General features: G+C 67.4%; 8 protein-coding genes. 2 read left to right on the forward strand and 6 right to left on the reverse strand.

Annotation, left to right across the window (positions count from 1 at the left end; all coding sequences use genetic code 11):
• Positions 1–327 precede the first annotated feature (327 nt).
• The 4 genes from CXR29_RS10505 to CXR29_RS10520 form a co-directional block, all read right to left on the reverse strand.
• Positions 328–1,581, reverse strand: coding sequence for an MFS transporter (locus CXR29_RS10505; RefSeq protein ID WP_101593276.1), 1,254 nt, complete (start codon positions 1,579–1,581; stop codon positions 328–330).
• Positions 1,578–2,969, reverse strand: a complete 1,392-nt coding sequence (locus CXR29_RS10510; RefSeq protein WP_101553340.1) for a sodium:proton antiporter — start codon at positions 2,967–2,969, stop codon at positions 1,578–1,580. The genes CXR29_RS10505 and CXR29_RS10510 overlap by 4 nt, the downstream gene beginning before the upstream one ends.
• Positions 2,970–3,188: 219 nt before the next feature.
• A complete protein-coding gene (locus tag CXR29_RS10515; RefSeq protein ID WP_101553339.1) occupies positions 3,189–3,692 on the reverse strand; it encodes a DedA family protein in 504 nt (167 codons plus the stop codon).
• 249 nt (positions 3,693–3,941) lie between these two features.
• On the reverse strand, positions 3,942–5,156 hold the full coding sequence (locus CXR29_RS10520) for a metal-dependent hydrolase family protein (protein WP_101553338.1): 1,215 nt from the start codon (positions 5,154–5,156) through the stop codon (positions 3,942–3,944).
• 257 nt (positions 5,157–5,413) lie between these two features.
• On the opposite strand from CXR29_RS10520, the gene CXR29_RS10525 reads away from it, so the two are divergent.
• Together CXR29_RS10525 and CXR29_RS17680 are read left to right on the forward strand one after the other, a co-directional pair.
• Entirely contained in the window at positions 5,414–9,352 is a 3,939-nt protein-coding gene (locus CXR29_RS10525; RefSeq protein ID WP_101553337.1) for a Pls/PosA family non-ribosomal peptide synthetase, read from the forward strand.
• Positions 9,345–10,799 (forward strand): M1 family metallopeptidase, encoded by a 1,455-nt coding sequence (locus CXR29_RS17680; protein ID WP_241241410.1) that lies wholly within the window; start codon positions 9,345–9,347, stop codon positions 10,797–10,799. Before CXR29_RS10525 ends, CXR29_RS17680 begins: the two co-directional genes overlap by 8 nt.
• Positions 10,800–10,844: 45 nt before the next feature.
• Here CXR29_RS17680 and CXR29_RS10535 read toward each other — a convergent pair whose 3' ends face one another.
• Together CXR29_RS10535 and CXR29_RS10540 are read right to left on the reverse strand one after the other, a co-directional pair.
• On the reverse strand, positions 10,845–11,687 hold the full coding sequence (locus CXR29_RS10535) for a GNAT family N-acetyltransferase (protein ID WP_127364487.1): 843 nt from the start codon (positions 11,685–11,687) through the stop codon (positions 10,845–10,847).
• On the reverse strand, positions 11,684–13,000 hold the full coding sequence (locus tag CXR29_RS10540) for an MATE family efflux transporter (RefSeq protein ID WP_101593271.1): 1,317 nt from the start codon (positions 12,998–13,000) through the stop codon (positions 11,684–11,686). Before CXR29_RS10540 ends, CXR29_RS10535 begins: the two co-directional genes overlap by 4 nt.
• Between the last annotated feature and the right edge of the window lie 298 nt (positions 13,001–13,298).

Consider the following 13,298-nt stretch of genomic DNA (forward strand, 5'->3'; position numbering starts at 1 on the left):
CTGACGGATCTGCCGGTGGCTACCAAGAGCCGGGACCTGGCCGGGACCTGACGCATGCAAATCATGCAATCCATGACGTGAAAAGGGACCTTCTGAGGGGCAGAAAAGCCCGGAAAATCAAGGATCTGGGCTGAACCGTCTACCTGGGGGTGAAGAGGTCGTGGGTTCAAATCCCGCTAGCCCGACCACCACATGTGTCGCCGCTTCGCATCGACGAGGTAGCGGCACATTTTTCGTTCCCGGAACTGTTCTGCACCCTGCGTAATCTCGAGTCCACCCATACATTGCGCAATCTCGACCCCGCTCCCGCGCCGACTCCGGCAAGCGTCAGGTCCGGCGCACGTCCAAGCGGTTCGCGAAGACCATCGTCAGGATGCCGACGAGCACGAGTATGCCGAGGCCCCAGCGCAGTCCGGCTCCGGTGGCGACGACCCCGATCAGCGGGCTCGTCCCGAGGTAGCCGACCCGCATCAGCCAGTTCACAAGCGTCACTCCCCCGGCCCGGCCCACTCCGGGCAGTCGACCGGCAGCGCCGAGTGCACCGGGCACGAGCGTCGCAGACCCGAATCCGAACGCTCCCATCGAGATGAGCAGCAGGATCGGCTCCTGGGCCGCGATGACGCCGACCCCGCCCACGGCGATGAGTCCGCCCCCGAGGCGCGCGATCCGGCCGGCCCCGAACTTCGCCACGAGCACGTCTCCGCTGAATCGTCCGAGGCATTGGCTGCCGATGACGATGCTGAAGGCGATCCCCGCCGAGGCGGCCGGAACGTCAGCGAAATCGACCGCGGCCAGCCCTGCCCAGTTGTTCGCGACGTCTTCGACCACGGCGCCGCAGATCGCCACGATCGCCAAGGGCAGCGCCGCCAAGAGAACCGCAAGTTTCGAACGTCCCACGGCCCCGGCGCCGCCACGGCTCGCGCGCTCAACCTCTCCGGTCAGATCAGCCGCACGGGAGTCCGATCCGGATTCCGATCCGGAGTCGGCCCCGGAATCGGACATCGAGCTCGGATCGGAGCCGGCGATCCGCCTCGGTGAGGCAGAGCCGCCGATGAGTCGCCGTCCCACGATGGTGACGAGCACGGTCGTGACGCCGATGAGCGCCAGCCACGCCCGCATGTCGGCGCCGGAGCTGGCGGCCGCGGTCGCAGCGGCTCCGCTGAGCAGTCCGCCGAGGCTCCACAGCGCATGCATCGATGACAGGATCGTGCGGCCTGATCTCTCCTGGACGGAGATGCCGACGACGTTCTGCGCGACGTCGACGATCGCATCGCAGCAACCCAGCAGGAGCAGACACATCGCCATCATCACGCCATTGACCGACCAGACCGTCGCGCAGGCGGCCGCACCGAGCATCACAGTCCCTCCGATGACGACTCGATGGGCTCCGAACCGGGTGATGAGCGCGGCAGGCAGGGCCGAGGACAGCAGCGACCCGACGGCGAAGCAGGCGACGACAAGGCCGAACTGCCAGGAACTCAGCCCGAGTCGGTCGACCAGCAGCGGATACCACGGCAGGAGAGCCGCGAAGACGGCCCCGTTGCCGGTGAAGTAGAGCCCGACTCCGGCCGCGGCCCTCATTCTGTCTCGACGATTGTCGCTGCGCGCAGGTCTCGCCCGGCCTGTCCGAGGATCACGAGCGCGAGAAGGACTCCGAGCAGGCTCCACCACAGCGAGTCGGTCATGAAGACGAGCACCATCGAGGCGAGGATCGGGACGAGGCGGCGCAGCGACCACCACACATAGCCGCCGAAGCTCGGCATCGCCACGTTCGCCGAATCCGTGACGGATTTGACCATGAAGTTCGGCCCGTTGCCGATGTAGGTGATGGCCCCGCCCATGACGGCACCGAGCGAGACCGCGATGAGCAGCGTCTCGGACACTCCCGCCACTCGCGGTTCGCCCGGCACCTGAGCGGCCATCTCGAAGAAGGTGACATAGGTCGGGGCGTTGTCGAGGACGGAGGAGAGACCGCCGGTGAAGACGAATAGGGAGATCTCGCCCAGCGGGATCTTGTGGGCGACCTGGCCGAGGTAGGCCAGGGCCGGCATCATCGTGAGGAAGATGCCGATGAAGAGCGCTCCGACCTCGAGGATCGGCGTCCACGTGAACTTGTTGAGGTTGAACCGGGCACCGCGATCACCGACGAGGAACGATGTCGCCGCGGACACGAGCATGACGAGCTCGCGCCACGGCACGAAGTCCGAAGCACTCGCATGTCCCGTGTCGATCGCGTGCAGGTCGACCGAGGGGATGAACGCGACGGCGACGATGATGATCGCCAGGAACAGCAGACCGCTGGCACCGCGCAGGCCGATTTTCGTCGCATGCTCGGCGTCCTTGGCCAGGGCCTCGACCGGTTCCTTCGCATACATCTTCGTATCGAGGGCGAAGTAGCTGATGAGCAGCAGAGCATTGACGAACAGCCAGTACGGCCACAGCCCGAACGTCCATTCGAAGGGGACCCCACGCAGCATGCCGAGGAACAGCGGCGGATCGCCCAGCGGTGTGAGCAGACCACCGCAGTTCGCGACGATGAAGATCGTAAAGATGACCGTGTGGGTGCGGTGCCTGCGGTCCTGGTTCGTGTTGAGGATCGGGCGGATGAGCAGCATCGCCGCGCCCGTGGTGCCGATGAACGAGGCGAGCACACAGCCGACGGCGAGGAAGATCGTGTTGTTCCGCGGTGTCGCCTTGATGTCGCCGACGAGGAAGATCCCGCCCGAGGCGACGAAGAGGCTGCCGATGAGCATGATGAATTGGAAGTACTCGAGCAGCGCGTGGATGACGGTCGCCGACTCCCCGCTGAGCAGGAACCACACGGCGATCGGCACGCCGAGGACGAGGGCGACGATGAGCTTGACGAGGTTGCGGTCCCAGATCGTCTCCGTAGCCGGGATGAGCGGGAGCACCGCGATGCATCCGAGAAGCAGAACGAACGGAATGATGCTCCACCAGGCCACGACCATCCGGGGACTCCTTCACTCACTGTCGACGAGCAGACTCGTCCCATCGACCCTGACGCTGTCCCACTTTACTGAATTCGTACACTGTTTCGGATCACGGCCTGCCACACGGACACCGAGAACTGCGGACCACGGACCTTCAGTCGGACCAAGGGCCTTCGGTCGGCCGCCGGCTGCCGGCGAAGGCCTGCCAGTTCGCCGCCGGCTGCGGGCGAAGGCCCGTCAGTTCGCCGAGGCGGTGGTCGACTCTTCGGCGGGGTCGCGGTCCCTGCGCAGTCCGATGAGCAGACCGATGATCGCGATGACGAACACGAGTCCCAGCCCGACGGTCAGTCCAGGTTCGGCCCGGTAGGCCCGCGCCACCGCTGTGAAGCCGAGGAACCCGACGGTCGAGTAGATGAGCGCCCACAGCGATCCGCCCACGACGAGCGCCGGGATGTAGCGGCGGTAACGCATCCCCGTGGTTCCGGCCGCGAGGTTGACCACCGTCTGCAGCCCGATGGTGAGGAAGCTCAGTGCCACGACGGGAGCCCCGAAGCGGTCGATCGTGTCCTCGGCGCGGCGGTATTTGGGCCCGGCCATGATCCTCTCGACCCGGGCGAATCGGCGGATTCCCCTGCGTGCGAAGCGACCGAGCAGGAAGGTGCCGCCGGCGCGGCAGATGATGATGCCGAACATGATCAGCCAGGTCACGGCGATCGGGAACGACCAGTCGAGCGGATTCATCGGTGCGGGCCACTCCTCCCTCCGGGCATTCTCGCCGCAGTGGCGCGCTGCGGACTGATGGATCGGTCGCTCCCATCATAGCCTCATGAGGTTAGGTTTGCCTCACTGAACATTCGGTCGAGACCGATCTCACTCGCCGAGGCGGCTGTGCCCTCGCCGACGGACGAGCCGGGCGTACCGCCTCGGCGACGTTGCTCGGCGGCGTTCCTCGGCGGCGTGGCTCGGCGGCGTGGCTCGTCGGTCAACCGCTCAGACGAGCGCACCGTCGAGGTAGACGGAGTTGACCCGGTCCTCGATTCCGCGGACGTCGGCTGTGCGCAGGTCACCGTCCACGACGACGAGGTCGGCCAGCCCGCCCTCGCTGATCCGCCCAACCCGATCGTCATCGAGCAGCCGGGCGGCCACGGAAGTTCCGGCGGCGAGCGCCTCCGTTGTGGACAGTCCCACCTCGGCCAGCAGGCTGATCTCTTCGAGGTTCTGCCCGTGTGGGCCGACTCCGGCATCGGTGCCCAGGGCGATCGGGACTCCCGCCTCGTGGGCCCGGGCGATCGACTCCTGGTGGGCGTCGACGACGCGCCGGGCCTTGTCCACGACGGAGGCGGGCAGACCGGCCCCGGCATCGGCGGCCTTGATGACGGCCTGCGGAGCCTGCAGGGTCGGGACGAGGTAGGTGCCGTGCTCACGCATGAGGTCGATGGCTTCGTCGTCGAGGTAGATGCCGTGTTCGATCGACCGCACCCCGGCGCGCACGGCGTTCTTGATTCCCGGTGCGCCCTGGGCATGGGACATGACATGGGCACCTTGGGCGGCCGCCTCGGCGACGATGACGGAGATCTCGGCTTCTGTGAACTGCGAGTGCCGCGGGTCGTCCCGCGGGGACAGCACTCCCCCGGTCGAACAGATCTTGATGTGGTCGGCCCCGGCCCGCAGCAGCTCCCGGGCCTTCTTCTGCACCTCTTCGAGTCCGTCGGCGACTCCCGACGGCCGGCCCGGGTGCGGGGCCAGGAACGGGGATTCGGCTCCGGAGACGAGGTGGAAGTCCCCGTGCCCGCCGGTCTGGGACATGATGTTCACGGCGATCGTCAGTCGCGGACCGCGCACCACACCGGTCTCGACGGCGACTTTCGCGCCGAGGTCGGTGCCGCCGGCGTCGCGCACGGTCGTCACTCCGCCCTTGAGGGTGGCTTCCATATTCTTCACCGAGTTATAGAACTGCAGCGAGAACGGATCGTGGAAGTTCGAGGTGGCTGCCGCGCCGGAGCTCGTGAGGTGGACGTGGCAGTCGATGACTCCGGGAATGATCGTCTGTCCCGTGCAGTCGATGTGGTTGTCTCCGGCGTTGTGCGAGCCCTGCCCTCCTTCGGTCACCGCGGCGATCCGACCTCCGTCGACGACGACGTCCCGGGTGCCGGGCAGGAAGCGGGTTCCGTCGAAGACTGTGGCGTGGGTGAGTACTGTGACCATGGGCGTGCTCCTCATCGTTGAAAGTCAGCTGGTCGACCGTGGACGGTCGTCTACTCACATCTATCACGGACGCCCCCGCCGTGACGATCCGCGCGCTGATCAGGACAGCGCTGACGATACGATGGGGCCGTGGACCCGGAACGCGCACATGAGGCGTCCCGACCCGAGTTCACGTCCGCGACACCTTCGTCGGCTACGTTCACCGGCGGTGCCGGTCGCCCCGGCACCAGTCAGCTCCCGATCGACCCGGAAGACACGTGAGAGAATACGCACCGCAGTTCCCATCCCCCGTACGTCCCCGTGAGGACCGCACCCTCATCGACGTCCTCCTCGAGTCGGCCGCTGCTCATCCCGATCAGCCTGCCCTCGACGACGGCGCTCGGGTGCTCAGCTACTCTGAGCTCATCACCGCGATCCGCGATCTCGCCCTGGAGATGGCCGCTGCCGGAATCGGGCCCGGGGACAAGGTCGGCATCCGTGTCCCCTCGGGATCGGTGGACCTGTACCTGGCGATCCTGTCCACGCTCATGCTCGGCGCGGCCTACGTTCCCGTCGATGTCGACGACCCGGATGAACGCGCGCGCACCGTCTTCGCCGAGGCGGCCGTGACCGGGGTGATCACCGCCGGACCACACATCGAATCCCGCACCGACCGCGGGCCCCTCGATCGCTCGGAGCTGCGGTCGCCCACTCCCGATGACGACTGCTGGGTGATCTTCACCTCCGGATCGACGGGCACCCCGAAGGGCGTTGCCGTCACTCACCGTTCGGCGGCGGCCTTCGTCGACGCGGAGGCGGCCCTGTTCTGTGTCGAGGAGCCGCTGGGATCCGGCGATCGCGTGCTGGCCGGACTGTCCGTGGCCTTCGACGCCAGCTGTGAGGAGATGTGGCTGGCGTGGAGGCACGGCGCGTGCTTGGTCCCGGCCCCGCGTGCACTGGTGAAGTCCGGGATGGATCTGGGTCCGTGGCTGTCATCGCGGCAGATCACCGTCGTCTCGACCGTGCCGACCCTGGCCGCACTGTGGCCGGCAGAGAGTCTCGACAACGTCCGCCTCCTCATCTTCGGCGGAGAGGCCTGCCCGCCCGAGCTCGGCCGCCGGCTGCGCGACGACGACCGCGAGGTGTGGAACACCTATGGCCCCACCGAGGCGACCGTCGTCGCCTGTGCGGCCATGCTCGACGGGTCCGAGCCGGTGCGCATCGGCCTGCCCCTCAAGGGCTGGGACCTCGCCGTCGTCGATGCCGCGGGAGTACCCGTCGCCGCAGGCGAGACCGGCGAACTCATCATCGGCGGGGTCGGACTGGCCCGCTACCTCGATCCGGCGAAGGACGCCGAGAAGTTCGCCCCCATGCCGAGCCTCGGCTGGGACCGGGCGTACCGGTCCGGCGACCTCGTCGTCAACGATCCGGCCGGGCTCATCTTCGTCGGCCGTGCCGATGAGCAGATCAAGCTCGGCGGCAGGCGCATCGAACTCGGCGAGATCGATGCCGCCCTGCAGGCCCTGCCCGGTGTCGAAGGTGCCGCGGCCGCGGTGAAGAAGACCGCGGCCGGCACGGACGTCCTCATCGGCTATCTCGCCCCCGGTGCCGGTGCGGGCGAGGCCGACCTTCCCGATTGGGAGGCGCGGCTGCGCGACGAACTGCCTGCCGCGCTCGTTCCCCGTCTGGCTCTCGTCGCGGACCTGCCCACGAAGACCTCCGGCAAGGTCGACCGCAATGCCCTGCCCTGGCCGCTCGACGCCGGCACCGAGGCGGCCGGATCCGATGAGGTCTTCGACCACGACACGGAGTGGGTGGGGCAGCAGTGGGCCGCGGTCCTCGGCGCCCGTCCGGGCAGCGATACGGACTTCTTCACGGCCGGCGGCGGCTCCCTGGGTGCGGCACAGCTCGTGTCCCGTCTGCGCACCCGCCATCCCAGCGTCACCGTCGGCGATATCTACGCCCATCCGCGCTTCGGCGCCCTGGCAGGGCTCTGCCTCGGCGAGGAAGGATCCGGGATCGGACCGACGGGACCCAAGCGCACGATCACCCGGACCTCCCGAGGGATGCAGGCCTTCCAGGTGCTGCTCGGGATTCCGGTGCACATCCTCGGAGGGGTCCGGTGGGTGGTGCTGGCGATGGTGGCGGCGAACCTCGGCGTGAGTCTGGGCGCGGATCTGCCGCTGACTCCGTGGCCGGTCGTCGCCGTCCTCTTCCTCGTCTTCGTCACCGCATGGGGGCGGATGCTCATCTCGGCAGGAGCGGCACGGCTGCTCATGATCGGGATCCGGCCCGGGGTCTATCCGCGCTCGGGCTGGGTGCACAAGCGGCTGTGGCTGGCCGAACACATCGCGGATCTCGCCGCGGCGGTCTCGGTGGCGAGCGCTCCCTGGGTGACCTGGTACGCGAAGCTGCTGGGCAACCGGATCGGGCCCGATGCCGATCTGCATTCGGTGCCGCCGGTGACCGGTCTCCTCACCCTCGGCGAGGGTGCGGCGATCGAACCCGAGGTCGATCTCAAGGGCTGGTGGGTCGACGGTGATCTGCTGCGCATCGGACGCATCGACATCAGTCGCAATGCCACGATCGGTGCCCGGTCGACGCTCATGCCCGGCGCCGAGGTGGGGGTCGGGGCCCTCGTCGAAGCCGGATCGGCGGTGACCGGGCGGGTGCGGAAGAACCAGATCTACTCGGGTTCACCGGTGGTGCGCGTCGGGAAGGCGAAGAAGTCCTGGCCGGCTCCCCCGCCGAGGCGACGGCTGCCGTTCCTGTTCTATGCCGTCGGTTCCCAGATCAATGCGCTCCTGCCGTACCTGGCGGTGGTGCCGGGCATCGCCCTCATGCTCGGGGTCTCCGGGATCGAGGTCGTCGAGTCTCCCTGGCTGTTGGCGGCATGGTCGCCCGTGGTCGCGTGCCTGTGGTTCGTCACCACGGCCCTGTTGGTCCTCATCGCGGTGCGGATTCTGGCGATCGGCATGGACGAGGGCGAGTTCCCCGTCCGTTCGGCCAGAGGTTATCGGGTGTGGGCGACCGAGCGTCTGCTCGACATGGCCCGGGACCTGCTGTTCCCCCTCTACGCGTCGATGCTCACCCCGTGGTGGCTGCGCCTCCTCGGTGCGAAGGTCGGGCCGGGCACGGAGATCTCGACGGTCGTCTTCGTTCCGAAGATGACGACGATCGCCGCCGGCGCCTTCCTCGCCGATGACACCATGGTCGCCAGCTACGAACTCGGCCACGGCTGGATGCGGGCCGGGCGGGCGAAGGTCGGTAAACGCGCCTTCCTCGGCAACTCGGGGATCGCCTCCCCCGGCCGCAGGGTGCCGAAGAACTCCCTCGTCGCGGTGCTCTCGGCAGCGCCGGCGAAGGCGAAGAAGGGGTCGTCGTGGCTCGGTTCTCCCCCGGTGCAGCTGCGCCGCGCGGCCGTGGAGTCCGACGAGTCGCTCACCTATGCCCCGACCTTCGGGGTCAGGGCCGCACGTGCCTTCTGGGAGACGCTGCGGATCTCATCGATCATCGCCGGCGGTCTGCTCATCACCGGAGTCGTCCTCACCATCTGGTTCTTCCTGGGACTGTCGGGCGGGGTGGCTGCAGAGTCGACGACGTTCCTCGCCTCGGTGCTGCTGGCCCTGCTCACCTCGGGCATCGTGATGATGGCCGCAGGTGCTGTGGCGGCGGGACTGGCCGTGGCGGCGAAGTGGATCCTCGTCGGCCCCATCCGCCCCGGGGAGCATCCGCTGTGGTCGTCATTCATCTGGCGCAACGAGGTCGCCGACTGCTTCGTCGAACTCGTGGCCGCCCCCTGGTTCACCAGGAACGCCGTGGGCACGCCGGCGATCGTGTGGTACCTGCGGGCGATGGGCGCCAGCATCGGGCACGGCGTGTGGTGTGAGAGCTACTGGCTGCCGGAGGCCGACCTCGTCGAACTCGGGGACAACTCGACGGTCAACCGCGGCTGTGTGGTCCAGACTCACCTGTTCCATGATCGGGTGATGAGCCTCGATGCCGTGCAGTTCGATCCCGGCGCCACCTTGGGACCCAACAGCGTCATCCTCCCGGCATCCACGCTCGGTGAGAACGCCACGGTGGGAGCGACGTCTCTGGTCATGCGCGGTGAGTTCGTGCCGGCGCATGCCTACTTCAGCGGCAATCCTGTCATACCCTGGGTGGATGCCCCAGAACTTCCCTCACTCGAAGAGACAGGCCGATCGCATGCTTGATTCCTATACCCAGGGCGTCGGCAACGCTGACCTTCGCATCGACCACTACGATCTCGACCTCGACTACCGCATCGGCCCGAATCGGCTCTCCGCCCGGGCGGTGCTCAAGGGCCGGGTGCTCTCCGACACCTCATCGATCGTTCTCGACCTCACGGGGCTGCGGGTGACGAAGGCCAGCGTCAACGGCAAGAAGGTCCGCTTCTCCGCCCGCGGGAAGAAGCTGCGGTTGACGACCCCTGCGCTGGGCAGCGACCAGCCGGTGGTCATCGACATCAGCTATACGGGCAATCCGGAACCGGCGATCGGCACCTGGGGTGACATCGGCTGGGAGGAGCTCGAAGACGGAGTGCTCGTGGCCGGACAGCCCGTCGGCGCATCGACATGGTTCCCGTGCAATGACCATCCTTCGAACAAATCCCAGTACCGCATCTCGGTGCTCGTCGAGTCCGAGTACACGGTGGTGTCCAATGGGTCCCTGACGAAGAAGACCCGCAAGGCCGGGCGGACGCGGTGGACGTATGAGTCGACGACTCCCCTGGCGACCTACCTGGCGACGGTGCAGATCGGCCGGTACAGGTACGGGCAGATCCCGCTGAGCTCCGGAGCCACCGGGGTCGGCGCCGCAATCCTCGGCGCTGCGAAGGACGCCGTCGCGGGATCGGCCGGCGATGCCCTGTCGAGCGCCGCCCGAGGAGTCGCCGGTGCTGCCGGCAAGGACGTGTCCGTTCACGATTCCTCGGGCAGGCGCACGACTCACAGCCGGACCGAGTCCCCCGTTCCCCTCGGCGTCTACGCCGACGATCATTGGGACGTGGCCGTCGAGCGCCTCGGTGTCCAGCACGGAATGATGAACCTGTTCATCGAACGCTTCGGCCCCTACCCGTTCGACGTCTACGACGTGGTCGTGACCGATGACGTGCTCGAGATTCCGCTCGAGTCGCAGCCCCTGTCAGTGCTCGGGCCCAATCATCTGGGTCCCGAGTGGGAGGCCGAGCGCCTCGTCGCCCACGAGATGGCGCACCAGTGGTTCGGAAACTCGCTCACCCCGTCACGCTGGCGCGACATCTGGCTCAACGAGGGCTTCGCCTGCTACGCGGAATGGCTGTGGTCGGAGGAGTCCGGGCGGGCGAGTGCCGATGAACGTGCCAGGCAGTGGTGGGAGGAGCTGTCCGCTCAGCCGCAGGATATTCTGCTCGGCGACCCGGGCGGGCCGGACATGTTCGACGACCGCGTGTACAAGCGCGGCGCCCTGTGCCTGCACGCTCTGCGCCGCGAGCTCGGCGATGCGGACTTCTTCGCCGCCGTCGGCGAGTGGACGAAGCGGTACCGTCATTCGTCGGTGAGCACCGAGGAGTTCATCCGCTGCTTCTCCGAGTCGACAGAGCGTGACATCGCCGAGGTGGTCCGTCCTTGGCTCGAGGAGCTCGAACTTCCCGAGCTTCCGTAGAGGGGTTCCGGAGCTTCCGTAGAAAGGTCAGGGGCCGACTGCGCCTCAGCCGAGCTTGCGGACGAGCACGTCCGAGTCCCCGTTGCGTCCGACGGGCTCGAATCCGTGGTCGGCGTAGAGCTTCGCCGCCCCATTGCCGTCTTCGACGGACAGACTCACCGCAGGGAAGCCGCTTATCCGGGCCAGCGCGCAGACCGTGTCGAGGAGGGCTCCGCCGATGCCCTGCCCCTGGTGGTCGGGCAGCACTGCCATCGAGAGTTCGGGGATGTCCGCCGCCACCCAGCCGTAGCCGGTGAACGGCGTCTGTTCATCCGACGGCGTCAAATCGGCGGCTGCCGGCTCGGAGCCAGTCGGCTCGGCAGTTGAGTCGTCGGCCTGACCGCCCTGACCGGGTTCGGGGCCGGCCCCGGCCTCCGCATCGTTCTGGGCCTCTGGATCGCGCTGGCCCTCAGCCGTCGCCCCGGCACCACCGTCGGGCACGACCTCGCTGCGGACCACCTCGGTGCCGGTCTTGTCCAGGGCAGAGGCGAAGTCTCCGCCCACCCGCTCATCGGCTTTGCCGACGACGTCGTCGATATCGGCCAGACGCACCCACGCAAGTCCGACGATCGGCGACTGCGCATCGGCTTCGGCGTGCGCGGCGACGGCGATATCTCCCTCGCGTCCCCAGCCGCGGTAGTAGAAGACGGCATCGCTGCGGTATCGGAGGTCCTCGAGCTCGATCCGGGGTCTGTCCATCGACCAGTTGAAGCACAGATCGAGGAACGGCAGGAAGGTCTCGAAATCGGTCTCGGCGGGAAGCGGACGGATCCGTCCGCGCAGCAAGGCGCCGGCCGCCTCGGCGGAGGTGTTCGGCGAATCATGAGCGTCAGTGTGGGCAGCGTTCATGAGATTCCTTTCTCGACGGCGCGATCGATCCACGCCCGGTTGCGTACTCGCCAGCCCAGGGTCAGGGCGCGGAAACCGACGAATCCGATGCAGAATCCGGCCCAGAGCCCGGGTGCTCCCGGCCAGATGCTGATGATCGGAATGAGCAGAATCGCGTATCCGATCACAGCGACCAATTGTGCCAGAGCCAGGTATCTCGCGTCTTCGGCTCCCATCAGCACGCCGTCGAGGACGAAGACAAAGCCCGCGATCGGCATGCTCAGTGCCAGGATCGGCAGGAGGGCGGCCAGCGCCGACACCACGGCGGGGTCGGAGGCGAAGGCACGGGGGATGACTCCGGAGCCGGCGAACAGGACGACGCCGACGACGATGCCGAAGACGATCCCCCACAGGCACAGGCGGCGGTTGATCGCGGCGACCGCCTCGGTGTTCTTGGCGCCCAGCTCGAGGCCGATCATCGCCTGGCCGGCGATGGCCAACGAGTCGAGGGCGAGCGCAAGCGCGAAGAAGATGCTCTGAGCGACCTGGATCGCCGCGAGGTCCGTCGTGCCCATCGCCGTGGCCAGGAAGACGAGCAGGATGAGTGCGGCACGCAGCGAGGCATTGCGCACCAGCAGCCACCCGGACGTCTTCGCCGAAGTGAACACGCCGGTCCAGTCGGGGCGGATGCCGGCGTGGAGGCGGCGGGCCGCGCGGACGGAGATGGTGAGGTAGACCGCGCACATTCCGGCCTGCGCAAGAACCGTGCCCATCGCCGATCCCGCGACCCCCATACCGACCCCGTAGATGAAGAAGGCGTTGAGGCCGATATTGGCGATGCACCCGGCAGCGGCGACGACCAGCGGGGTCTTCGTGTCTTGGAGTCCGCGCAGCAGTCCGGTGGCCGCGATGACCATGAGCATGAATGGCAGCCCCCACCACGAGATCGCCAGGTAGGAGTGTGCGCCCTCCGTGATCGCCGGATCCGGGTCGAACGCCTCGATCGCAGTTTTCAGCAGGGGCAGCCCGACGATGATGAGCAGGATGGACGTGCCCAGTGCCAGCCAGATTCCGTCGAACCCGGCCGTGATCGCGCCCGGTCGGTCCCCCGATCCCATCCGTTTGGCCACACGCGGTGTGGTGGCATAGGCGAGGAAGATCATCAGACCGAGCACCGTCTGCAGGATTGTGGAGGCGATCGCCAGCGATCCCAATGCACCGGCACCGAGGTGGCCGACCATGGCCGTGTCCGTGAGCAGGAAGATGGGTTCGGCGATCAGGGCTCCGAGTGCGGGAAGAGCCAAACGGAGAATGTCTTTGTCGATCGCTGCCACGTCCCCGATTCTAGCGAACCGGTTTCGCTGGGCCCGAGTGCCGCGGATCGCCCCTGCGCGAAGGTGGGCCGACTGGTTCCGAGGACCGCCCCTGTGCGAAGGCCGGCCTACACGTTCCGAGGAGCGCCCCTGCGGGAAGGCGGGCTCACCTCGATCGCACTGTCGTGTCAGTGCCGAACTGTAGAGTCGGAGGACAAACAGAGCATCATCGCCGAGGATGAGAATGAATAAGTCATGATCGATCAATAATCGTCTTTTGTTCTATTTGTAATCGTATTGTGACATTAATATATGCCTG

This window comes from Brevibacterium linens (genome assembly GCF_003999335.1).
Taxonomy (GTDB): domain Bacteria; phylum Actinomycetota; class Actinomycetes; order Actinomycetales; family Brevibacteriaceae; genus Brevibacterium; species Brevibacterium linens.